This window comes from Pseudoalteromonas sp. XMcav2-N (assembly GCF_024124545.1).
Classification (GTDB): Bacteria; Pseudomonadota; Gammaproteobacteria; order Enterobacterales; family Alteromonadaceae; genus Pseudoalteromonas.
Genome location: NZ_JAMXSF010000001.1, coordinates 530,557 through 554,438 on the forward strand (window position 1 = coordinate 530,557; position 23,882 = coordinate 554,438).

Below are 23,882 nucleotides of genomic sequence, written 5' to 3' on the forward strand. Positions count from 1 at the left end.
AATCAATAGGATCCAAGTCAATGTCGATAAATACATCAACCAGGCAACGAGATACAGGGAGGCAAAGTACAGATGCTTCTGAATCAGGGTTTAGCCGTGCATTTTATGTCGCTAACCTCATGGAAATATTTGAGCGGTTAGCCTGGTATGGCTTTTTTGCGGTGTCTTCTGTGTATATGACCACGCCCAGTGCTCAGGGCGGGGTCGGATTTACCGATCTTGAGCGCGGCGCGGTACAGGGGATCATCCCGTTTTTTCTCTATCTTTTGCCCGTACTGACTGGCGCACTGGGCGATCAGCTTGGCTATCGAAAAATGTTTTTGCTGTCATTCGCCATTATGGCTCCGGGGTACTTTTTACTGGGTCAGGCGCAAAGCTTTTGGCCGTTTTTTGCTGCACTAAGCCTGGTTGCTCTGGGGGCTGCTTGCTTCAAGCCTGTGGTAGTCGGCACTATTTCTCACAGTACTAACGACAGTAATCGCGGCCTTGGGTTTGGCATTTTCTATACCATGGTTAATATTGGCGGTTTTCTTGGGCCTTTGCTTGCTGGAGCGCTCAGGGCGATAAGCTGGGATGCTGTGTTTATGATGTCGGCATGCTGGATCTTGCTGAATTTTATTCCTGTTTTGTGGTTCTACCGTGATCCGCCGAGCCTTAAGCGGGAGAAAGCGTCGCTTCGTGATGTTTTGCGAGAAGCTCAGTCTGTGCTTGGTAATGGCCGTTTTGCGTTGACGTTGTTAGTCGCCGTGGTGCTCTTGATGTGTTCAGGAATCGAGGCCCTCAGCTATATTGAAGCGTTTTCACTCATTGGGCTCTGGCTGGCTATTAATGTGATTTGGGATCAGACCGCCCGCAGAGTCACGCAGAAGAAAGCTGTCTGGTGGGCACAACCCATGAGGATCAGTAATATGCGATTTGCAGTGTATCTGGCCATTCTTGCAGGGTTCTGGACAGTGTACAACCAGCTGTTTTATACCTTGCCTTTGTTTATCCGTGACTATGTAGATACCCGAGATTTACTGAACTTTATAGCCTTTTTTGGCGAGGATGTCGTTGCTTTCTTTGCATATGTAGATAGCACGCAGCTACAAAATGCAGTTCAGGTATTACATTCACAATTACAAGCGGGCACTGTACCAGCCGTTGAAGCCCTGCGCTTGGAGTGGGTTCACCTTAAAGTAAATGTACCAACCCACGAATTGACAACCCTGATGGCTGATTTGAAAGCGTCGGAAACACTGACGAGCGCAAAGTTGCAACAGACCACGCTCGCACTGCTTGAATATCGGCAGATTAATCCCGAGTATTTGATCAACCTGGATTTCGCAGCCATTGTATTGCTCCAGATCCTGGTTAGTTATTTGTGTCAGCGGATAAAGCCGTTTTATGTGCTGACAGCAGGACTGGTTGTTATGTTTGGGGCCTTTTCACTCATGGCCATAGAGCTGACAGCAACGAGTGGGGCATTGATGGTTACAGTGATCTTGTTAATTGCATTGGGAGAAATGCTGACCTCACCTAAAAGTCAGGAGTACGTAGCCAGTATCGCGCCGCCTTCACAGGCTGCCCTGTATATGGGCTACTACTTTGTGTCTATGGCTCTGGGCTTTTTGTTTGCCGGCTTCTTATCTGGGTGGAGTTATGCCACCTTGGTCCAGCAAGATGGCCGACCTGACCTAATGTGGGGGTTGTTTGGTGTATTGGCACTGGCGACGGCTATTGCTTTATACCTGTTTAACCGTTTTTTGATTCAAAGGCCTTTACAACAGGTTTCAGTGGAGGAACAAGCCGCTTTATAACGCTGTTTGTTCCGACGTTTGGCGAAGTTGGTCGCACTTAGGTTGCCTTTGTTGTCTTGCCATGACTAGACTGAGTCGACTAATTACTACAAAAAAGAAGCGAATATGTTGAAAACAACTCTGATCAGTGCCGCAGTGCTTATGGCCTGTGGCAATGCCTTTGCCGACACATTGGTACTCAATGCCGACGCTGCACTGGATGTTAACACAGGAAAACTCATCCGGCCCGCCACTGTGGTAGTCGAAGACAACACAATCGTGTCGGTATCACGAAGCAACCGTAAAGCCTACCCAGAAGATGCCACTGTGATTGATCTCAAAGGCCATACACTGTTGCCGGGGTTGTTTGATATGCATGTGCACCTTACCGGTGATGCACAAGTTCATGGTTACAAGCGCTTGCAGCGCACTGCACCGCGTTCGGCAATCACAGGAGTGCGTAACGCCAAGCGCACGCTTGCAGCAGGGTTTACGTCTGTGCGTAACCTGGGCGCTGGTGGCTATGCTGATCTGGCGCTGCGTGATGCTATCTATGATGGTGATGTACCAGGACCTCGCATCTTCGCATCGGGCCCGGCGCTGGGTATAACGGGCGGTCACTGCGACAATAACCTGTTTACCCACGAGCACAAGGTGGTAGCACAAGGGGTGGCCGACGGCCCCTGGGCAGTCAGACAAAAGGTGCGTGAAAACATCAAATATGGTGTGGACGTAATTAAGTTCTGTGCAACTGGAGGTGTATTATCCAAAGGCACTAAAGTGGGTGCACAGCAATATTCGTTTGAGGAAATGCAGGCGCTGGTAGCAGAAGTGCATTTACGTGGCCTAACCGTGGCTGCTCATGCGCATGGAACAGATGGCATTAAGTCAGCTATCCGTGCCGGGGTGGATTCAGTTGAACATGTCAGTTTTTTGGATGATGAAGCTATCAAGCTTGCCAAGCAACATGGTACTTATTTCTCAATGGATATTTACAATACCGAATATATCCTGAGTGAGGGAGAAAAAGCCGGTATTTTACCCGAAAGCCTGGATAAAGAACGAAAAGTTGGCGGCACTCAACGAGCCAGTTTTACGAAAGCCGTTAAGGCCGGTGTGAACATGGTGTTTGGCTCAGACGGTGGAGTGTACCCTCATGGTCAAAACGGCAAACAATTTAGCCGTATGGTCAAGTTTGGCATGAATGAGCTTCAGGCGCTTCAGGCCGCGACTATCAATTCTGCGACCTTGTTAAAGATGCAGGACAAGCTCGGTTCTCTGGAGGCGGGTAAGCTGGCTGATATCATTGCTGTACCGGGAAACCCGTTAAAAGATATTCAGGTGATGGAAACCGTAACCCTGGTAATCAAAGACGGCAAAGTGGAAGTGGATAAACGTCAGTAAATTTAATTACGCTCAATTGAAAGTGGCCTGTGCGGTTTTACCCGCAGGCCGCTTAACCTTACTTGAAAGGGCGAATTAACAAATTAAGACGCTGTGTTGTGAGGCTGCTTTTTTGCTTTGAGTGGATACAAGATGAGCAATGGTAGCATGAGTGCCAGCATCCACAGGTAAGCGCCAATATGCAACTGCAACAAGACCACACTTATGGAAGAGCCAATCATGGCAACGGGGTGGACGAAAAACACCACCACAATCACGGCAGTACAGAATCCCGCAATACGACCCAGTTTTTCCTTATAAGTGACCAGGCTTATCAGCCAACTGATATTTGCCAGCCAGGGTAATATCAGCAGTAGTCCGAGCCCGGGCATTTGAGGCAACATAACAAATCCAAAAAAAACCTGTGCAGGTCCCAGTATGAGTACTTCATAGCCATCGATAAGGTGTTCTGCTGAAGATTCCAAAGGAGAAATAGCAGGCAGGCATAGAGAAATAAGGTAAATGGCGATAGAAAGTTTGAGTGTTAGTTTCATAGAGTCCTTTGTGATTTAAGGTGGTAAAACATCACTTGCCCGCCACTCGCTGACTATCGTATATTTAATCTAATACTTTGTAAAATATACACTTTGATAGTTGTTCAATTCGCCTTGAATAACATGGCGTCTATTTCAGCTCGTTGGTTGCACCCCTTAGCTGTTTCCAATATGCTACCACTTGTCGTTTTTACGTTTTTGAGAGAGCTTAAATGAGTGTGTTAGGCACGCTGATCTACTCTAGTATGCTGGGTATGCTGTTACTGGCGTTGCTGCAGGCGGTTAATAAACCCCGACAGAGACAAACTACTTACCTGATAGCGTTACTCGCCTTACTGATAGTTCATGTGTGCGGTGAACTGGTAGTGTATTCCGGTGCATATCGTTACGTGCCCTGGCTGGTGGGTGCGCAGTTTCCCGTCCGTGTACTGTTAGGTCCGGCACTGTATTTTTACGCCTGTGCGACCATGTCTCCTAATCCTGAGTTTTCGAAACGGACTTATGCATGGGCGCTATCTGGCCCGATTTTGGTGATGGCGGTGATGGCTCCGTTTGTGTCCGGCCTGAGTTCTGCTGAGAAACTGGCACTGGCGGACCCGGCAACCCGAGATCCTCAGCACTACAAGCTGGCTTTATTCTCTTGCTTTGCCTCAACGCAGATCTTTGTTTTGTACACAGCGGTTTATTTTATTAGCGCTTTAAAACTTCATGCCCGTCACCGGCAGCAATTAATGGAACGTTTTTCTGACATTGAGTCACGTTCAATCAGTTGGTTTGCCGTCATCTTATTGCTGTGGGGCTTGGTTTGGCTGTGTTATGCCACCGGTTACATTTCGGTGTTCTTGGGTTGGCGCTGGTTTGGACAGGGGGTGATACTACCGATTTTTGAGGCTTGCGTACTACTTGCCTTCGCCTATCTGGCACTTAAACAACCGATTTTGACTCCGGCCGACAAAGGAGAGCCGAGAGCCCGGCAGCCTCGTACATCGACAGTAAGCCTGGATAGAATGCAACGTATTTCGGCTAAACTGGAAAAAGCGATGGAAGAAGAGCAATTGTTTATGGAAGAGGATTTGTCTTTGAATAAACTTTCCAGTGCAATTGGCGTAAGCGAAAATCACATTTCAGAAACTCTGTCTCAATTAATGCAGACCAACTTCTTCCAGTTTGTAAATCGCTATCGAATATCACAAGCTGAAAAATTACTCAAAGAAACAGACATGCAGGTGTCGAGCATTCAGTTTGAAGTGGGTTTTAACTCTAAGTCGACCTTTAACACCGCGTTTAAGAAAGCCACGGGATTGACTCCTTCGTTATATCGTAAGCAACAGCATAACTGATTAAAACAGCTGAAATAAATGCCGCTAAACATACTCTGGTGCTTTTGAATTGCCAGCTTTGCGCCTGACCGATTCTGTATAGGATTAACCCTGTGATAATCACGGTCGGCTCATAGAAAAACCTGGGAGGTAAATCAAATGGAAAGAAAAACAGACCATGGATCAGGCGACCAAGTCCCGGAGGCAGCAGCATTACAGATGCAAGCAGTATCCAGTGTGCGTGTTTGTGTGAAGAGCCGGCGCTGAAAATTGCCCGATACATAAAGAATGCGAAGAGCGGGAAAAGGGCGATATCAAGACTCAACACCAACCTGAATATAACGCTGGTGGTGACACGTTCCTGGTATACGGTGGTGTATAAAACCACCGTTGAGACAATAAAAGCCAGCAAGACAAAAGCAAGGCAGTATCCAAGTGTTCGGTGCGGTATCAAGTGCTTTTGGTAAACCAGTGTTGCCTGGCTGAGCATACCGGCCACCCAGACAAAGGACAAAGCGCCGTGCCAGTGATGCATCGTAGTCAGTGATGAAAACTGCAGAATATAACTGGGGATAAACCCCAGCAAAATTATCAGCCCAATGACCCAAAGCCAGGTTACATAGAATGCAAAGGGTAAGTCAGGGGTCTGCGTCTGTGACGGATATTTATAATCGATTACGGAACCCATTAGTTGTTTTGCCGTGTATGGATGTTTATGTTTACTCTACCATCCAATGCCTTGAGCGTGCATTGTCCGCCAATGGGAACGGTGAAAATAGGTGTTGTATGACCAAAGTCGAGATTGCACACGACCGGGCAAGATGTCAGTTGCTCAAAACTGCTCAGGAGCTCTGTCAGGTCGTTAAGGTCTACTTTGCTGTCGGCTTGAAAGCGGCCGACCACTAAACCGGCAATATGCTCAGCGCCCTGATGAGACAACAAAGATTGCAGGTTACGTTCAAATTCCGTCAGGGTCAGGTCACCCAGCAGGTTATCTTCTTCGACAAATAAAACCGCTCCGGTTAAATCTGGCATGTAACGGGTACCCTGCAATAAATTGAATGAGCAAAGGTTGCCACCCAAAATGGTGCCTTCACACGTCCCTTTGTTGACAATGATGGGGCCCGGGTTGGGTATAAAAGTGCGACTGGTTTGATCGATAAACCAAAGATCATCAGACCAAAACTCGCTGGCGCTAAGCGCATAGTCCGTGCCACCCAGTAAGGCGAGCTCAAAATGTCTGAGGGTAAATTCCAAACCCTGTTGCATGCCAAAAGAGGAAAAATGCGGACCCAGATAAGTAATCTGGCCTGTTATGGCATAAATAGCGTTGAGCAGTACGGTGATGTCGGAGTATCCGCAAAGCGGCTTTGGGTTATCCCGGAGTATGTCCCAGTTTAGATGGTCGAGCGTCCTGTTTGCGTTGTGGCCGCCAATGGTACTTAAAATGAGCGCAACTTCTGGGTCTGCAAAGGCGTCATTCAAATCTTTTGCCTTATCGAGTATCAACTGGGCTGTTGTAACTTCTCGGTGTATGTAATGGGGAGCAAAGTCGCAATGGATACCCAGCCCAGCCAGTGTTTCAATGGCGGTGGCCGTTGTTTCTCGGGACAAGATCTCAGCAGATCTGCTGGGGGATACAATGCGTGCCCGTTTTTTATGTTCGTTCATATGTTTCCTTATACCTGATTACACTGCATGTTAGGGCGTCTGATTTGGTTGCAGAAAAAACTGCCGGATGATGGGGCCGACCAGCGCCGGTAACTCCTGATGAGCGGCATGGGTGGTGAAGGGAATATTTGCAAAGCTGACGTCTTTAATACGCGCTTTGAGTGCAACGGCTTCTTCCAGAGAAAAAAGAAAGTCGTTGTCACCTCGCATGATCAGGGTAGGGCAATCAATTTGTGCCACCAAATCACAAGGGTAGCCAGACTCCTTGGTATCAAGCCAGAGCGTTTTTACTGCCTCAACCAGGGCAGGAAAGTTCGGGGCTGGGTTCGATGCCTGATAATAAGCGACTCCCTCAGGAAACAGCTCAGTCCACATTTCAACGGTTAGGCCGCGCAGTTTTTCAACCGCCGGATCACCTTCTTCCAGACGCCAGGATGATCCCAGTGTCAGCAATCGAGTAACCTGAGCCGGGTTTTGCACCGCCAGACGATAGGCGACTATCCCGCCATCGCTGAAACCAAACAGAAAGTAGCGTGAAATACCCAGCCAATCAAGCAATGCTTGCACGTCGCTTTGATATTGTGCATAGCTCAAAGGTACATCGCCCAGGCTTGATCTTCCCTGGCCTCGCAAGTCAATGGATATCAGTCGGAAATGAGTACCCAGATATTCAGTGAGTACATCCAGATCCCGGGTTGAGCCCAAACCTCCGTGCAGCATGGCCAGAGGAAAACCGTCCGGATTACCACTTTGCTCATAGTGAATCGATATGCCATTGATATCTGCATAGGCTGACTGTTTTGTCATGATAGAGCCCTTTATGTGGGGTATTGATACTGTAGTTTGTGAACAGCTTTATGAGTGGGTTCGATCTTCCACTTCGTCAAAGGTTTCAACGGAAATTCGCTCAGCCAACAGGCGCATCTTATGCATTTGTTCGGGGTTGCTGTTATCCCAAAAGTGCACCCAATCTGCACGCGAACGCCATTTGGCTATAGTTAGCACTTTATTTGGGTCATCAGAGCTTTGTAGCATAAAACTGCCCAGCGCACCCTGAACGGACTTATGAATTGCATCCATTGTCGCGCGCCATGTTGCCTGAAACTCGGCGATATTTTCAGTGGGTACTTGCCACCGATAAATTACCCTAAACATAGGTATGTCTCCCTGAGTTAGCCTGCTCATACTAGCGTAATATTGACACTGATATTGGTTATGTCTTTGAGTTTTCAGACTATCATCAGGCGTATTGATACGCTCGCATTTTTTGTACGTGTGCCTATATCTGCTGACAGAGTGTGTCACTGACCGCTCTAAATTTGGCACGGAACAGGTTACTCGGCATGCAGGGCGATACAGTTTCCTTCAGAATCTTCAAACTCCGCAACCCAGCCAAATCCGCAAACGGATGTTTTGGGGTAGAGGGTTTTACCTCCCAGAGACAGCACCTTAGCCAGTGTTGCATCGATGTCATCGGTATGAAAATACAGCCGCGTGCCCGCTTTAGATGGTACATAACTGTCTCCTGTAACCAGTGCACCGGTTATGCCGGTTGCCTGATCATTAGATGGGAATAGTGCCATATCATGCCCATCGATGACTGCATGTTCGAACTGAAAACCAAATACGGCGTGGTAAAACGCCATCGCGCGATCCAGATCTGTGACTGGAATTTCAAAATATCCAACTGGGTTGTTCTGTGGCATTTCTTTTTCCGCTTTTTAAAGGGTCAATTTAGTATGGCACGTTTGTGCCATGCTTTTATCCTAAGCTATGTGATCACATACTTAGCTGTTTTCTCGTCAGACATACCATTGCGTCATATGTACCTGAGCGTTACTTTAATTTGGCAGTATTATTTTACTTTTTGGTGAATATCCGGGCGGTAATTAAGCTATTACTCCCTTATGGCGTCTGCCTGAAAAACGAACTGACCTTTATTATTGTTAAACCCAATTGATTCGTAAAATCGATGTGCATCTTTTCTTAGTATGTTGCACCTAACTCTGACTGTTCCCGGGTGTTGCGCACGCACATGGTTAACCAGCGTTCGGCCTATCCCTTGCCCCTGGGCGTCAGGAGACACAATTAGCCCTCCGATTTCATAGAAGCCGGCTGATGCCAGTCTCCGTGCGTAGAACACATGTATCCAGCCCACGATTAGGCCATTTCGCTCTGCAACGTAGAGCTTGTCCTGAGGAGAGTTGAGTAGTGCATGCAGGTTTTCGTATGCCTCTGAGGGAGATAATTCGGTATAACCCAGATGGCCAGAGACTTGGTGAATTGCCTTTGAGTCCGATGCCTGCGGTTCTCTGATAATTACGGTCATATGGCTTTTCCTTAAAGTTTCAATTTCACAGTGTGATACCTGCCGTAACAGCTGCATGTTTTTATCGGGTATTTAAACATTGAGTGCGGGGAACTGGCTAAATAAGGCATAGTTAAGGATGCACTGCTGCGCCTCCAAAGGCTTCTGCCAGATAATTAATGATTGCTTCAGGTTGTGTGAGCGTTTGCTCATCGTCCAAAATAAGCACAGGCAACCACTGATTGTCCTCGCCAAGAAGTTCAACTACAGCTTTTCTTGGTTTCGCAAAATCAACGCGACGTACATCCACTTGGTCTGCCCAGTGAGGGTTTACAGTCAGTGCACCTTCAATCATGGCACAGTGGGAGCATATCCACATTTTTCCGGGCCCATCTTCAAAGGGCATGCTGAGTACAAACAAAATGGGTTTCACCTAAACTCCTTACAATAGGTTTTATTTCGGGAACAGAGTACATCAACTAATGTCAAAAGTGTCTGTTTATTCGACGAATGACGAGTTAGGTCCTGCATCCATGATCTATTACTCATGGGTTAAACAGTTGATGTAGGTGAGCAACTTAGCCAACACGACCAGCTAGCCAATCCAGTCGTGTTAAAGGAGAGTCAGTTTTGTGGCGCCTGTTAGCTGCTGAGTTTATCCAACAAGGTAGCAACTGTTTTGTGATTTCTGGTGGTGGCTCTGACCTTAAGTTTGCGCTCAAAAAAATTGGTATGTATTTTAGTTCTGCCATACCCGTTGGGGCAATAAACGTAAACCATAGTGCCACAGAGACGGTATTGATCTGGCAAGAAGGCTTGGTCGTCCATCTGCTCAGTCAGTTTGGTATCAGGTATGTCATTGAGGAAGGTAAAATGGCTTTTACTTACATCCTGATCAGAAACAAATGTAGGCATCTCATCGTAAATGGCTTGCAGTGCATCAAAGGTAAACAGGAACAAATCGACATCCTGATAGTCGTAGGCATCACCAAGCAATTGTGTGATCGTGGCTTTGATCTCTGAACTGGTCAGCGAGGTGTCAAAGAGCAGATTACCAGATTGCAGATAATAGCTGACATTATCCATCCCCAGTTCAGCGAGTTGCGTACAGAGCGTTTTCATGTTTACTTTACGCTGGCCGCTGACGTTAATTCCACGCATCAGGCACACATATTTCATACGATTGATCCTTTTTTACTTATTGTTTTTAAATGGCATACCCCAATGCATGCTAACCCCGTGTATCCCTGGAGTAAATAGCCGCTTCTGATGCTGTGAAGTTAGTCTTAAATGTAAAGGCATAGGGAGTATCTCCCTCTTGTCTCAAGTGCATCAGACGCGCTAATGCTTCTTCTTGCGTCGGGATATGATCTTCCTCAATCCACCATAGCACATAAGTATCTTCTGCCAGGCGATGAAACCATTCGCCTTTTCTGCGCATAAAGTCACGATGGTGGGTCCGGAACATGAAGTTTTTAAGCGCATCAACAGACTCCCACACCGACATATTGACAATAATACTGGGGTCGTCAAACATCTGAATGTGAGTTGCGTCGCCCGATTCGTCTTTCAGTCGCCAGACAAACCCCTCACTGTCTTCAGCAATACCATTTATCAGCTCTAAGTTGTCGACAAAATCTTTTATCTCGGGGGCATCTAGCGGGTATTTTGTTTTAGCTATATTTAACTGGGCCAGTTTCATGTGTGCGCTCCTTGAGGTTCTTGTAAGCCTTGATGTGGCGGTTGATGTTTTTTTATTCACGACCAATGGAGGATATAAGGTTGTTTTTCAGGAACACAAGGGCGCAGCTTTTGGATCATACCTGTACCGTTTTGTGTTGATTTGTCAATTGACTGAATAATAAAAGCTGAGGACATTGATTGCATAATTCCTGCTGAGGTGGGGTTGTAGATCTGCTGTCCATAAAGATATGTGCGTTATATATCGAGCAAGTTTGAGCGCGCTGAGTCTGCTTTTCATGCACTAGTTAACGTGCGTGGAAGGGGCTTCTTAGCAACAGGCTAAACCAATTTACTAGTAGTGCACTTTCGATATGACGAGACGGTATCAGAGCAGAGTCTTTCTGTTGTGCTACGCTCATATATTGACGGTGTATGTGAACGCATAGTTACAAGGATTATACCACTGTACAACACAGTGGCAGGGTTAGAGTCAGCTCAAAGGTTACTCTTTTACGCTCATATTCACACCTTCTGATGCTAAATAAAACCACGGTAAGCCTTTCATTGCATTAGCCTGGTTTAATACGTCTTCTTGGAGCACGTGCTTATGTTAAAGAAGCTAAAAATTGGTGCGCGAATATATCTAATGGGTACCTTACAGCTTGTCCTGATGCTGGTCATGGGTTTGGTTGCAGCCTCTCAAATGGTAAAAATTGGGTATGAGCTTTCTGATATTGCGGAAGAAGACATTCCGCTTGCAAACTTTGTTACTAAAATTACTGAACATCAGCTTGAACAGGCAATCATATTTGAACGAGCATTGTTTCATGGCTCGCTATCTTATCAGGGGCAAGCCGGAGCTGAGCAGACGTTACAGGAATTGAAACAACAATGGTCGCTGCTAAATAACAAGATAAATCAAGAATTCAAAGTCATAGAAGCATTTACGCAGCAAGCCATAACAAAGGTTCATTCAGACGAAGTCGAAGCCAAATTCAGGCAAGTGGCTGACTCAATAAAGTTAATAAATAAACACTATCAGCACCTTGTAAAGGAGTCTGATCATGTCTTGAGTGTTATAGGTAACGTTTCTATGCAAGAGCTGACAGACAAAGCGCACAAAGTAGAAGCGCTGGAAGACAACCTGAAAGACGAAACCATAGCCTTACTTGATGATATTCAGGCTTTTACTCAGAAAGCGGCTTTAAAGGCAGAAAGAGATGAACAGAATGGATTAAAATGGATATTGATAACGCTGGGTGTTGCGTTAGTTTTTAACTTGATTGCTCCTTTCGTGGTAGGGCATTCGATTACCAGCCCGATTTCAAATTTGTCAGAACGACTGCATGAGATAAGCGAGGGAGATGGCAATCTCACCATTTTGCTCAATGACACTGCCAAAGATGAAACTGGTGATGTAGCAAGGGCTTTCAATCAGTTTTTGAGCGTTTTAAGGGGGTTGATTTCTAAAACCAATAAACACGCTTTTGAACTGGGCAGTTCATCGCATCAGGCCTTAGAAATCATGCGCCGAACGGCTACGGATTTAGAACAGCAAAAACATCAAACTGCGTTGGTTGCGGCGGCAGTGACCCAAATGGCGGCAACAACAAAAGAGGTTGCACAGAACACCAGTCATGCAGCAGATGTCACACAGCAAGTTATTGGGAGTGTAGCAAGTGGCAAAAAGGTTGCGGAGGACTCGCAGTATATTATGACTCAGATGGCCGAACAGGTGTCTGAAGTATCAAACGTGATAGCAAACCTGGTTGCTGAAACAAACAATATTGGCAGTGTATTGGCATCTATTCAGGGGATTGCGGAACAAACCAATTTACTGGCACTCAATGCGGCGATAGAGGCTGCGAGAGCAGGGGAAAGTGGCAGAGGTTTTGCGGTGGTTGCTGATGAGGTCAGAACGCTGGCTCAGCGAACTCAGTCTGCAACTGTCGATATTCAGGATCTACTGACCCGGCTTCAGAGTGAGGCCAATGAGGCTGTACTCAGTATGAGCAAAGGCAGCGATAGTACCCAGCTGTGTTTAGAGAAAAGTGCACTGGTTAGCAAGGCATTTGCTGATGTTGAAAACTCCGTAGAAGAAATTGTTCAGCTAAATGTTCAAATTGCTACTGTGGCTGAGCAGCAATCTGTGGTGACGGAAGAAATAAATCAAAATCTTGTGAACATCAGCACATTGGCGGACGAGACCGCGCAGGGAGCAAAGGAAACGGAAAGTGCCAGTGAGAGTATGAAACTGAGGGTGAGTCAATTACAGACTGGTCTGGATTCTTTTAGTGTTTGATAAACACAGGAAGCTTACATTGTATTCAGAGTGGCCTGCAGCGTCTGGTTTATCATACAACACTTAAAGAAAGAACGGGAAGGCACTTTGGTCTAATTGTCAAAAGCGTCTTCGCTCATGCCTGCCTGATATAGATTTGAAGCGAGTTTTTTATATCAGGGACCGTTGTGATGGACTCGCGCCAATTGACTGCAATACCATTGAATCCAGAAAATGCGCCGGCAATTTGACCACCTATTGTCGCTGTTGTATCGGCATTATTGCCAAATTTGTGGTACGTAATTCAGCCCCGTTCAAACAAAATCCCGGCTCGGTGGCCGGGATGAGGGTATGGCTGGCTACTTGGTTTTGGGTATCACTTTATAGATCCCGCTGCCATCTATTCCCAGGTAAAGATCACCGTTGGGATGGGTCGCTATGCTGCGCACACGGCCGGCGCCTTCGAAGAGCTTACTGTGACCAACCACTTTATTGCCGTCAAGTTCAACCAGTACCAGATGGGCGAATTTCATTGAACCGACAACCAGATGGCCTTGCCATTGTGGGTATTTGTCGCTGGTAATAAATTCCATACCGGATGGTGCAATAGAAGGAACCCATACCCAGTCAGGTTGTTGCATTCCATCTCGGGTGGTTTCGTCGGTGATCTTTGTTCCGTTATAGTTAATTCCGTATGTGATCACAGGCCAGCCATAGTTCAGGCCCGGCTTGATGATATTGATCTCATCGCCGCCCCTAGGGCCATGCTCATGGGTCCAGATCTCGCCCGTTTTGGGGTGCATAGCCATACCTTGTGGGTTGCGGTGGCCATAGGAATACACACTTTTACGCGCATCCTTTTGTTTTGCAAATGGGTTTGAATCGGGGATAGTGCCGTCGGCATTGATACGATGAATTTTACCTGCATCATGATCTAAGCGCTGCGGGTGCACGTCCCGGTTGCCCCTGTCTCCAATCGAAAAGTACAGGTAGCCATCTTTGTCGAATTCAATGCGAGAGCCGAAATGAAAAGAGGGCTTGGTATTTGGAAAACCATCAAATATTAACTGCTTATCAACCAGCTTCATATCTTTGAGGCGTGCACGCATGATAGACGTATTGCTGCCTTTTTCTTCGCCTTCAAAGCCGGAATAAGAAAAATAGATCCAACCGTTTTCGCTATAGTCAGGGTCTACCTCGATATCCAGCAGGCCACCCTGGCGCTCAGCATGTACCTCTGGCACACCTTCGATCGGTTTGTCGACCAGCTTGCCCTCTTTGATCAGGCGAAGTTGCCCCGATCTGTCGGTGACCAGCAGCTCTTTGTCGTTTAGCCACACCATTCCCCAGGGGATCTGAATACCCCTCGCAACCAGTTCCAGTTGATAGTTATCAGCGCTCTTTGCAACTGGGATAGTTTGAGGCTCAACCGCCTGGATGCTCTGGGCAGAGATAAAAAATAAGCTTAATGCAATGTTGTTTAATGTTTTCTTCATGCTTGCTCAACTTAAGTCGACAGAAAGAGGCTCACAGATTAGCGCGTTTTGGTCAAAAATGTCACCGGGTGCGGTAAGCGGCAGGTTGCCAGCGGTCAGAGCGGGTGAAAATTGTTCGAACAATTCTTCTGGGCTAAAAATGGCTCAGAATTGCCAATAAACCGTTTACTGGTAACTATTCACTAACTTTAATGAGGGCGGTATCTCACGGGGTATATATAAGTAATTGATAATTAGCTTTATTATTCTTGGTTCTCTTGATGTTTTAGGTAAGAAGATAAAACAGCATAACTGCATTTTCACTACAGAATTTACAAACTGAAACCTCCATTGCACAGTGTTTTACATCCCTTACATTCGGGCGAAATTCTTTAATTTGAACGTGTCAGCGTTGTCATATAGGCTTGCGCGAATTTTTTAGCTTTACCCCGGAATGTGTCTCTATGTCATTTAATTCCCGACGCACTATTTTGTTTTCGAGTGCCCTGATCATTGGCTCTGCCTCCGTTGATACGAACGCGACAGAGTTAGATACGCTGAAGCGTGAACTTGTTAATTTGCAGCAAAAAGTGGTACAGCTTGAAGCACAACAAGAAGCGGACAATAAACCTGCTGAGCAGGGTGTAAAGGTAGGCGGTGCTATTCGCTTTAATTATGGTATGAACTCCTACGATCAGGACAGTGAGCGTCGTGGTGGTGACATCGACTTTGACCTGGCTCGTATTAATTTATCAGGTAAGGTTACTGATATCGGTATCAATGCGGAAGTGCGATTTCATGACTACATGCGGGTTGTGAAGTTTGCTTACCTGGACTACGACCTCACACCGCAGTGGCAGGCTCAGCTCGGCCTGGCTCCCGTACCATTTGGTAATACGCCGGTTGCATCACACAGCTACTTTATGACACCCAATTATTTCGTTGGTCTGGAAGAGGACTATGATTTAGGTCTGGTGTTCAAACGTACTATGCAGGATAACTGGCAACTGGATCTGGCCTTTTTCAAAAACGACGCTCACGGTGGCATAGATGGTGCGGCGGAAGATCGCAAAGACCGGTACTCGGTGGATATCGTTGGTCTGCGCACTGCGGGTGAGTACGTTTACGACACGCCTGAACAAAAGCTGGCTGAGTATAACACTCTGGCAGGGCGCTTTGCCTATCAGCTGGATCACGCTTTTGGTACTACCCAGATCGGATTCTCAGCACTGCATGGCGGTCTGGACAATGGCATCTCTCGGGCCGGCAATTATCACGCCTGGGCTGTGCATGCGTCTAGTCGATATCACCAGTGGTATGTCCATTTTCAACACACCGAGTATGATTATCAGGTCGATGAATTTACCCAGATTGCGGTTGCTGCAAATGCGATGTATGACACCATAGCGGCAAAGGCTTCGTCGACGACTATGGGCGTGTCCTATGACTGGCAGGTTGAGTTTGGACCGTTAACTGAGCTGACCGTTTATAATGACTTTGGCTTAATGCATGGCAAATCTGATGACAGCGCAAACACCTGGATGAATATCACCGGTATGGCTGTGGCGGCAGGCCCTGTATTTGCCTATGTCGATTTGGTACATGCCAAAAATCAACCTTTTGTTGGTGGCACGCTTGTAGGTGACAGTGAAGGCTCTGAGCGCCGTTTTAACATCAATGTAGGCTATTACTTCTAATCCCGAACACCACACAACCTCTGAGTATTCAGCTCAGAGGTTGGGCCGTGCAGACTGAATTACAGCTTGCAGTAATCCCCAGAGCAAGCCAGTTTTGAGCACTGCTGCGAGCAGTCCACCAGCGACGTAATCACACATAACACGCCTGCAGAAATAGACGCAGCTTGCTGACCGCCAGCAACCTGAGGTGTGGCGTGCTTTGCCAATCCAGCGTGTTTATCCGATAAACGTTTTAGTTGGGTCTTTTTAACCTTTAGTTTCATGATTATTCCTTGTTGATATGGGTATGTAATAGTCTCGGGCAGCGTCTTTTTTGGGTTGATTGAGTGCGCCGCCCACTGTATTTAATCGCATACAATTTAATTGGTCAAATAATTTTACTAAGTAAAAATATATTCAATGAATACAAAGCAGTAGTGTATTTTTGAGTGAGTATTTCACGGAAAGTTGGTCGACTCACAAAGTGATTGGGAAAATCATTTACCATGATGCATTGTTTTTATTTGTGTTTAATTGCTCAATGCCACTTGAAGTGAACCTGTGTTGAGTGCGAAGACGTGTATTGATTAAAGCAGGTTGGTTTATGGCGGCGCCGTTTGGAGCACGGCGCCTGAGGTTGATTAGTTATTTAACCCAAATGGATCGTCGATTGAATACGCTGGTTGGGTAAACCACTTTGGTCCGTCTGGCGTCATGTAAAAATGATCTTCCAGTCGGATGCCAAATTCACCCGGAAGGACCAGCATAGGTTCATTAGAAAAGCACATACCGGCCGCCAGCGGCTGCGGATTGTCTTTTACCAGATACGGCCACTCATGAATGTCCAGTCCTATACCATGTCCGGTGCGATGTGGACAGCCAGGTAACTGATAGTCAGGCCCCAGGCCTTGTTTAGCCAGATAGTTGCGGGCAGCGAAATCGACATCGCCACAAGGAGTGCCAATTTGCGCGGCCTCGAATGCGGCGAACTGGGCATTTTTTTCGTGTTGCCACATGGTGCGTTGATGCGCTGTTGGTTCACCGAATACATAGGTCCGGGTAATATCACTCAGATAGCCATGGAGCTTACAGCCAGTATCTATTAATACAACATCGCCCTGTTTTAGCGTCTGTGGGTCTTTTACACCATGCGGAAAAGAGGTGGCTGTGCCAAATAACACGATGCAAAAATAACTGCCGGTTGCACCCACTTTACGGTGCGCTTCATTGATGAAGGCTTCCACCTCTGTGGTGGTGATCCCCTCATGAAGTATCGAGGCTGCTGCTTTGTGCACTGCGAGCGTCATGTCCATGGCCCGCTGGATAAGGGCCAGCTCTGAGTCAGACTTATGCATGCGACAGTGGGCCGTGACGCACTTGGCGTTGATCAGGTTGAGCGCAGATCCGGCCTGACGAATGCCATCGGCGATAAAAAAAGCGGCGCTTTCATCAATGCCCAGCGTCGCATCCGGTGAAACGCCCAGATCAGTCAGCACCTTGGTCAACAGGCTGTAGGGGGACTGCTCTTCCTGCCAGGTATGCATAGGGCCTTCTATCACCTGATAGTCCTTGACCGAACCGACTTCAAAAAACGGTACTATAAACTGTACTTCGCCTTGCGCTGGTAAAATAGCGCCGACCATACGCTCGCTCGGATACCACTGTAACCCCGTAAAATACTTTAAGTTAGTGCCAGCATTCAGATAAACAGCAGCAATATTGTGCTGGCGCATAAAGGCTTGCGCTGTTTCTATGCGGTGTAAATACTCTTCGGGTTTAATTGCAACCACATCCCGTGTCATATCTGTCAGTGCGGCCAGTGCCGCTTCACGATTCTGGTAACCTATGCCTTTCATAGTGATTCCTGTTTGTTATTCGTTATTGAAAACGCGCAATACTGTAGGGGCCAATATCCAGCGTTGTTGGTTGACTTGCAATGCACTGTGCGATGAGCTCACTGGTGATTGCGGCCTGAGTCAGGCCCAGATGCTGATGTCCCAGTGCAAAGTAAATGCTCGGATGATGCGGAGCTTGTCCTATCACCGGCAAAGAGTCGGGCAGTGAGGGCCGCGATCCCATCCAGTGTTCGCCCTGTTGCAAATTGTTGTTGTCCTTGAGTATGGCCCGGGCATGGGTCAGTAACATCTCTGCACGCTCATAATTAGGGCGGGTGTTCAGACCTGCAAACTCCACGGTCCCTGCCAGACGAAGACCATGTTGCATGGGGGTCATGATAAACTGGCGATCGGCAGAGGCCACCGGACGGCTCAGGCCACTTGAGACCGATAGCATAGTGTGGTAACCACGCTCTGCTTCGATTGGGAGTTTATAGCCAAGCTGAGCACACAGAGTTTTGCTCCATGCCCCGGTGGCCAATACAAGCCGGTCAAAGGTGCGGCAACTTTGTGTCAGTGTGGTTAGCTTTACCTGAGCCTGGTCAGGGCTGCTTGAACAATCACCCTGGGGGGTGATAGCACATACTTCGGACTTAACGAAGGTTCCTCCCAGTGCTGTAAACTGCTCAAATAAAGCCTGACTTAGCTGATAAGGGTCGGAGGTATGGCCCACTTCAGTAAAGTACAGCGCGTAGTGAATACTGCGACTCAGGCCTGGCTCCAACGCAAAGAGTTGTGTGTGGTCCAGCAACTCAACGGCAACCCCTTGTTGCTGGTACTTATGCTGTATGGCGCGGATCTCTTTGATTCTGTCATGTTCAAAGGTCAGCAGGCTGCCATTCAGGCTGATGTTGCTCTCAAAGTCCTCCTGCAAAAGCTGCCTGAACGCCGGTAAGGCTGCTTCGTTTAGTGCCCGCAAAGCCCGGGTATGGCGTTTAAACCGGCTCGGCAGCATATTCAGGCAAAAGCGGCTCAGCCAGGGAAGTGCTTTAATAAAGTATTTGTGATCAATGCGCAGGGGACTGAGCTTATCGAGCAGCATCATGGGTAAGCGAGGCAGCAGGGCCTTGTCAGCCAACGGAAATACTTGCTCGGTTGCGAAGTGACCGGCATTACCCCGCGAACATTGCTCACCAATACCTGCCGGGTCATACAGCGTGATACTGTGTCCCTGACGGGCGAGTTGTAAGGCATTACACAAGCCAATTACACCAGCTCCCACAACTGCAATTTGAAGTGAATGTGTCATTGTTATTCTCGTTTGTCAGATTGCATGTTATCAACCAGATGCCACTGTAAAGCTAACCAAAAAATAAACCGTTTAATTTTCATTGATTTACTAATTTGTGTGCTGCAATTTTTGACGTTCTGGCAATTTTCTTAAATTTGGATATTGATTATTGTATACAATATACCTATGATGGCAAGCACAAACTAAGCAGAGGACTTATCATGAAAGTAGATTGGCAGGGTGTTTATCCCGCAGTAACGACCCAGTTTAATGACGACGAAAGCATCAACTTTGACACCACCAAAGCGATGATCAACACCCTGATTGAAGAAGGGGTGCACGGTATTATTGTATTAGGCACAGTGGGTGAAAACTGCTCGCTACGTGCTGAGGAAAAACGCGATGTATTGCGTGCAGCAAAAGAAGTGGTTGCAGGACGAGTACCCGTTATTTCGGGTGTGGCCGAAACGACCACAGCACTGGCTGTTGAGTTTGTGCGCGACGCTGAAGAAATCGGTGTTGACGGTTACATGGTACTGCCTGGCATGGTTTATCGTTCTACAGAGCGAGAGGCCATCCACCATTATCAGCAGGTTGCACGCAACACCACCTTGCCTGTCATGATATACAACAACCCGGTGACTTATGGCGTGGATGTCTCAATTGAAGGCATGAAAACCCTTGCTGAAGAAGCCAATATCGTGTCTGTGAAGGAAGCAACAGAAGACACTCGCCGGATCAGCGAATTGTTCTCGGCCTTTGGCGATCGCTATGTGGTGTTCGGCGGGGTAGATGATATCGCACTGGAAAGTTTAATGCTGGGTGCAACCGGGTGGATCTCTGGCCTGACAAATGTATTTCCCCGTGAGTCTGTCGCTATCTACAAGCTGGCTCAGCAGGGCCGTTACGAAGAAGCGCGTGAACTGTGGCGCTGGTTCTTGCCTTTGCTACGTCTGGACACTATTCCAACTTTGGTACAGTGCATCAAATATGCAGAGCAACTGGCTGGACGCGGCAGTGAAGTGACTCGCTCTCCGCGTTTACCGCTGACCGAAGATGAGAAAGCCTATGTTCGTCGTTTGTATGATGAGGCACTGACTAACCGGATTGATTTAAGCAAGTTTAATCTGGATTAAGCCTATGAATAAGGGAACATTTTTCTGCATTGACGGGCACACCTGTGGCAACCCGGTACGGCTGGTAACCAGTGGACATCCACAGCTTAAAGGCGCGACCATGAGTGATAAACGCCAGCACTTTTTGGCCGAATATGACTGGATCCGTCGCGCACTGATGTTTGAGCCCAGAGGGCACGACATGATGTCAGGGTCATTCTTGTATCCACCTACCACAGCAGACGGTGACGTAGCTATTTTGTTCATCGAAACCTCTGGCTGTTTGCCCATGTGCGGGCACGGCACCATAGGTACCGTGACATTTTCGCTGCAGCAGGGGCTGGTAACACCAAAAGAGCCAGGACGTCTCAGGTTAGATACCCCTGCCGGGCGGGTCGACGCTTATTATTCGATGCGCGATGGCAAGGTGGAATGGGTCAAGCTGTTTAATGTTCCCGCATTCTTGGCACACAGGAATGAGGTGGTCTCAGTTCCCGGAATAGGGGAGCTGCAGATCGACATTGCCTATGGGGGGAATTTTTACATAATTGTTGAACCTCAGGACAATTTTAAAGGCACGCATGCGACGAGCGCCGCTGAGCTGCTGGCGATGAGCCCTAAAGTCCGTGATGCCGTCAATGCGCAGATTGCCTGTGTACATCCATTAGATCCGACTGTATGCGGTGCCTCTCATGTGTTGTGGACAGGGGACCCCAAACAGCCTGATTCCAGTGCCGCCAACGCGGTGTTTTATGGTGACAAAGCGATAGATCGCTCTCCGTGTGGCACCGGTACCAGTGCGCGTATGGCTCAGTTGTTTGCAAAAGGCGCACTGCAAAGTGGCCAGGACTTTATTCACGAAAGCTACATTGGCAGCCAGTTTATTGGTCGCATCGAGGGCACCACAGAAATCGCCGGTCACAGTGCCATATTGCCCAGCATTCAGGGCTGGGCCCGTGTTACAGGGCATAATTGTATTACCGTGGATGACGACGACCCATACGCATTTGGGTTTCAGGTGCTTTAACCGTGAACAGGCTGATGCCAGCCTGTTCACTCCATTTGTCTTAAGGAGACAGCCATGACTTTGACAGGACAGAGTTTTATTGCCGGGCAATGGCGCGGTAATGCAGACAATGGGCAGTTTTTTGCGTTTTGCCCGCAAACCAATGAGAGACATCACCAGGCGTTTTTTAATGCCAATCATGCACAGCTGAACGACGCAATTTCTAAAGCGCAAACCGCATTTAAAACCTATCGCCGAATTGCGTATGCACAGCGTGCAGCCTTTTTACGTAAAATTGGCGAAGAGATCCTTGCGCTGGGCGATGATCTGATTGAAACCACCATGTTGGAAACCGGGCTACCCAGAGCCAGGCTGGAAGGCGAGCGCATGCGCACGGTAAATCAACTCAACGCATTTGCTGCAGCGCTTGAACAGGACTTGGCTCCACTGGCGCTGACACGTCAGGATCCCGCAGATCCAGACCGAGCCCCCTTACCTAAACCTGCCACCGAATTGCGTTATTTGCCTGTCGGCGTAGTGGCGGTTTTTGGTGCATCTAATTTTCCTTACGCTTTTTCGACGTTAGGTGGTGATACAGCAGCTGCACTGGCCGCGGGTTGTCCTGTGATTGTGAAAAGCCACACCGCACATCCGGGTACCAGTGAGTTAATGACGCGTGCCATTGAGCGTGCCATTCGTGATTGCCAAATGCCAGATGGCGTGTTTTCGATGATCCAGGGCGCAGACTACGCACTCTCCCATCAACTGGTTGGTGCTGCGGCGGTTAAAGCGGTTGGATTTACCGGATCGCTGAATGTGGCCAAAGCTTTGCTTGAGACCATCCATCAGCGTGAAGAAGTGATCCCCCTGTATGGTGAACTGGGCAGCGTTAATCCGCAACTCATTTTGCCTGAGTATGCGCAAGCGCAGGGCACAACACTGGCCACAGCATTGGTTCAATCTTTGCTGATGGGCAATGGTCAGTTCTGCACCAGTCCGGGCCTGTGGCTGGTTCCTCATGGACAAGCTCAGTTTGAAGCGACGGCCGCAAGGGCAATTGAAGCCGCACCATCGGATACTTTGTTAACGCCAAGAATTTTGAGTAGTTTTGATAAAGCTATGGATGAATTGAAGCGCAATCCTCATGTCAGCACACTGGCTTGTGCTCAGCAGAGCCAGCCTTTTCATGCCAACGCCCATTTGTTTGCCTGTGAGGCGGAAGATTTCATCAAGGATGCCAGCTTGCACGAAGAAGTGTTTGGTCCCAGTGCCCTGATCGTTCGATATCGTGATGAAGCACAGCTGTTGCGTGTTGTAGAGCAACTGGAAGGCCAGTTAACAGCCAGTGTGCATGCCACTAAGGCGGAAGCCGCGGTGCAGGAAACGCTTTTGGATGAATTGAGCTACAAAGTAGGCCGTCTCATCTTTGGCCAGATGCCAACCGGTGTTGAGGTGTGCGGGTCGATGAATCACGGCGGACCGTATCCGTCATCGACGGATGTCCGTTCGACTTCTGTCGGGATACAAGCGATGACGCGGTTCTTACGACCATTATGTGTACAGAGTTAGGCAATCACAGAAGATAGAACGTCTGTAACCCCCGTGGAGTGCGGTTGCATAAGCTTGTTTCTTAGCTTGTGCAACCGCCTATTTGATCATGATATCATCTCATAGCGTGCGAACTATGTGCCTCACAGCGTGCAATTTATGGCAATGCACGTATAATGTATCCCAATGATAATAATTAATTAACCCTATGGCGATTGTACATAAAACCCGAACTCAACTGGTTGCGGAAGCGATCCGAGAAAAAATCCTTTGTGGCGAAATTAAAGCCGGAGAACCTTTACGTCAGGCCGCACTGGCCGATGAACTGAATGTCAGCCGGATCCCTGTCAGAGAAGCACTGCTGCAGTTAGAAGCGGAGGGGTTGGTAAACTTTGAAGCACACAAAGGGGCTACCGTGACCCGATTGAGCGCAGAGCAAATTGATGAGATTTTTGATTTGCGCGCGATTTTGGAAGCGGAGTTACTGAGCCATTCAATTGAAAATCTGACCAAACGAGACCTGCTTGAAGCTGAAGCGATTTTGGCCGATCTGGAAGAAGCGACCGATGCTGGTGATACGCAGTTGGCAACGGGTAAACTCAATGCCGAATTTCACAGCAAACTGTATAGCCGAGCTGAGCGCCCTCAGACTCGTGAGCTGGTCGATGTGTACAGTAAAAATTCAGAACGGTATGTTCGTATGCATATATTGCTTGCTGGTGGTTTGAAAACGGCGCCAGAAGAGCATCGCACTTTACTTAAGTTGTGCCACGAAAAAGACAAAGCCGGTGCCTGCGAGTTTCTGAAAAAGCATATTATAGGTGCCAAAGACGACATTAAAGCCCTGCTGTTGCGCCTTGAACAGGAAGCGAAGTAAGTCCACAGACATTTAACCCAGCACTTAGCGGGTAAGCAAAAGATGCACTCTAGCCAGGGCACTATGCACGCTGGCTAGCCTT

23 protein-coding genes are annotated in these 23,882 nt (G+C 47.8%); 9 read left to right on the forward strand and 14 right to left on the reverse strand.

From position 1 onward, the window contains the following. Positions 1–119: 119 nt before the first annotated feature. Positions 120–1,799 (forward strand): MFS transporter, encoded by a 1,680-nt coding sequence (locus NH568_RS02140; RefSeq protein ID WP_253044510.1) that lies wholly within the window; start codon positions 120–122, stop codon positions 1,797–1,799. 105 nt (positions 1,800–1,904) lie between these two features. After that, a complete protein-coding gene (locus NH568_RS02145) occupies positions 1,905–3,182 on the forward strand; it encodes an amidohydrolase family protein (protein ID WP_253044345.1) in 1,278 nt (425 codons plus the stop codon). Between the two features lie 83 nt (positions 3,183–3,265). Here the strand turns inward: NH568_RS02145 and NH568_RS02150 are convergent, their stop codons facing one another. Beyond that, positions 3,266–3,715: a hypothetical protein gene (locus NH568_RS02150; protein WP_253044346.1), complete on the reverse strand. Its 450-nt coding sequence runs from the start codon at positions 3,713–3,715 to the stop codon at positions 3,266–3,268. 212 nt (positions 3,716–3,927) lie between these two features. Here NH568_RS02150 and NH568_RS02155 point away from each other — a divergent pair, with 212 nt between their 5' ends. Then, entirely contained in the window at positions 3,928–5,055 is a 1,128-nt protein-coding gene (locus tag NH568_RS02155; RefSeq protein ID WP_253044347.1) for a helix-turn-helix transcriptional regulator, read from the forward strand. On the opposite strand, the gene NH568_RS02160 is transcribed toward NH568_RS02155, so the two are convergent. The 9 genes from NH568_RS02160 to NH568_RS02200 all read right to left on the reverse strand — a co-directional run bounded on the left by NH568_RS02160 (position 5,000) and on the right by NH568_RS02200 (position 10,715). Beyond that, a complete protein-coding gene (locus NH568_RS02160) occupies positions 5,000–5,722 on the reverse strand; it encodes a hypothetical protein (RefSeq protein ID WP_253044348.1) in 723 nt (240 codons plus the stop codon). The genes NH568_RS02155 and NH568_RS02160 overlap by 56 nt on opposite strands. After that, positions 5,722–6,705: a S66 peptidase family protein gene (locus tag NH568_RS02165; RefSeq protein ID WP_253044349.1), complete on the reverse strand. Its 984-nt coding sequence runs from the start codon at positions 6,703–6,705 to the stop codon at positions 5,722–5,724. The genes NH568_RS02160 and NH568_RS02165 overlap by 1 nt, the downstream gene beginning before the upstream one ends. A 30-nt stretch (positions 6,706–6,735) precedes the next feature. Beyond that, positions 6,736–7,512, reverse strand: coding sequence for an alpha/beta hydrolase (locus tag NH568_RS02170; RefSeq protein WP_253044350.1), 777 nt, complete (start codon positions 7,510–7,512; stop codon positions 6,736–6,738). Between the two features lie 48 nt (positions 7,513–7,560). Then, complete coding sequence (locus tag NH568_RS02175; protein ID WP_253044351.1) at positions 7,561–7,860, reverse strand: antibiotic biosynthesis monooxygenase; 300 nt, start codon at positions 7,858–7,860, stop codon at positions 7,561–7,563. Positions 7,861–8,039: 179 nt separating this feature from the next. Further along, on the reverse strand, positions 8,040–8,411 hold the full coding sequence (locus tag NH568_RS02180; protein ID WP_253044352.1) for a VOC family protein: 372 nt from the start codon (positions 8,409–8,411) through the stop codon (positions 8,040–8,042). A gap of 191 nt (positions 8,412–8,602) precedes the next feature. Continuing rightward, the gene (locus tag NH568_RS02185) at positions 8,603–9,034 is read right to left on the reverse strand and encodes a GNAT family N-acetyltransferase (RefSeq protein ID WP_253044353.1); all 432 of its coding nucleotides are present in this window, start codon (positions 9,032–9,034) and stop codon (positions 8,603–8,605) included. A gap of 112 nt (positions 9,035–9,146) precedes the next feature. Beyond that, entirely contained in the window at positions 9,147–9,446 is a 300-nt protein-coding gene (locus tag NH568_RS02190; protein ID WP_253044354.1) for a DUF3088 family protein, read from the reverse strand. Positions 9,447–9,655: 209 nt separating this feature from the next. Next, entirely contained in the window at positions 9,656–10,192 is a 537-nt protein-coding gene (locus NH568_RS02195; protein WP_253044355.1) for a DUF1697 domain-containing protein, read from the reverse strand. Between the two features lie 52 nt (positions 10,193–10,244). Beyond that, the gene (locus tag NH568_RS02200) at positions 10,245–10,715 is read right to left on the reverse strand and encodes a DUF3291 domain-containing protein (protein ID WP_253044356.1); all 471 of its coding nucleotides are present in this window, start codon (positions 10,713–10,715) and stop codon (positions 10,245–10,247) included. 588 nt (positions 10,716–11,303) lie between these two features. On the opposite strand from NH568_RS02200, the gene NH568_RS02205 reads away from it, so the two are divergent. Beyond that, positions 11,304–12,998: a methyl-accepting chemotaxis protein gene (locus NH568_RS02205; protein ID WP_253044357.1), complete on the forward strand. Its 1,695-nt coding sequence runs from the start codon at positions 11,304–11,306 to the stop codon at positions 12,996–12,998. A gap of 338 nt (positions 12,999–13,336) precedes the next feature. Here the strand turns inward: NH568_RS02205 and NH568_RS02210 are convergent, their stop codons facing one another. Then, the gene (locus tag NH568_RS02210; RefSeq protein WP_253044358.1) at positions 13,337–14,473 is read right to left on the reverse strand and encodes a PQQ-dependent sugar dehydrogenase; all 1,137 of its coding nucleotides are present in this window, start codon (positions 14,471–14,473) and stop codon (positions 13,337–13,339) included. A gap of 443 nt (positions 14,474–14,916) precedes the next feature. On the opposite strand from NH568_RS02210, the gene NH568_RS02215 reads away from it, so the two are divergent. Continuing rightward, positions 14,917–16,149 (forward strand): carbohydrate porin, encoded by a 1,233-nt coding sequence (locus NH568_RS02215; protein WP_253044359.1) that lies wholly within the window; start codon positions 14,917–14,919, stop codon positions 16,147–16,149. Between the two features lie 59 nt (positions 16,150–16,208). Here the strand turns inward: NH568_RS02215 and NH568_RS02220 are convergent, their stop codons facing one another. The 3 genes from NH568_RS02220 to NH568_RS02230 all read right to left on the reverse strand — a co-directional run bounded on the left by NH568_RS02220 (position 16,209) and on the right by NH568_RS02230 (position 19,272). Continuing rightward, positions 16,209–16,412 (reverse strand): hypothetical protein, encoded by a 204-nt coding sequence (locus tag NH568_RS02220; RefSeq protein WP_253044360.1) that lies wholly within the window; start codon positions 16,410–16,412, stop codon positions 16,209–16,211. 357 nt (positions 16,413–16,769) lie between these two features. Continuing rightward, positions 16,770–17,984: a Xaa-Pro peptidase family protein gene (locus NH568_RS02225; protein WP_290444064.1), complete on the reverse strand. Its 1,215-nt coding sequence runs from the start codon at positions 17,982–17,984 to the stop codon at positions 16,770–16,772. A 22-nt stretch (positions 17,985–18,006) separates the two neighbouring features. Beyond that, positions 18,007–19,272: an FAD-dependent oxidoreductase gene (locus NH568_RS02230; RefSeq protein WP_253044361.1), complete on the reverse strand. Its 1,266-nt coding sequence runs from the start codon at positions 19,270–19,272 to the stop codon at positions 18,007–18,009. Between the two features lie 203 nt (positions 19,273–19,475). Here NH568_RS02230 and NH568_RS02235 point away from each other — a divergent pair, with 203 nt between their 5' ends. The 4 genes from NH568_RS02235 (at position 19,476) to NH568_RS02250 (ending at position 23,800) form a co-directional block, all read left to right on the forward strand. After that, the gene (locus NH568_RS02235; protein WP_253044362.1) at positions 19,476–20,390 is read left to right on the forward strand and encodes a dihydrodipicolinate synthase family protein; all 915 of its coding nucleotides are present in this window, start codon (positions 19,476–19,478) and stop codon (positions 20,388–20,390) included. Between the two features lie 4 nt (positions 20,391–20,394). After that, positions 20,395–21,396 (forward strand): 4-hydroxyproline epimerase, encoded by a 1,002-nt coding sequence (locus NH568_RS02240; protein WP_253044363.1) that lies wholly within the window; start codon positions 20,395–20,397, stop codon positions 21,394–21,396. A gap of 54 nt (positions 21,397–21,450) precedes the next feature. Beyond that, positions 21,451–22,944 carry an aldehyde dehydrogenase (NADP(+)) gene (locus NH568_RS02245; RefSeq protein ID WP_253044364.1) on the forward strand — a complete coding sequence of 498 codons (1,494 nt, stop codon included), beginning with the start codon at positions 21,451–21,453 and terminating at the stop codon, positions 22,942–22,944. A 187-nt stretch (positions 22,945–23,131) separates the two neighbouring features. Beyond that, entirely contained in the window at positions 23,132–23,800 is a 669-nt protein-coding gene (locus NH568_RS02250) for a GntR family transcriptional regulator (protein WP_253044365.1), read from the forward strand. The last annotated feature ends 82 nt before the right edge of the window (positions 23,801–23,882 follow it).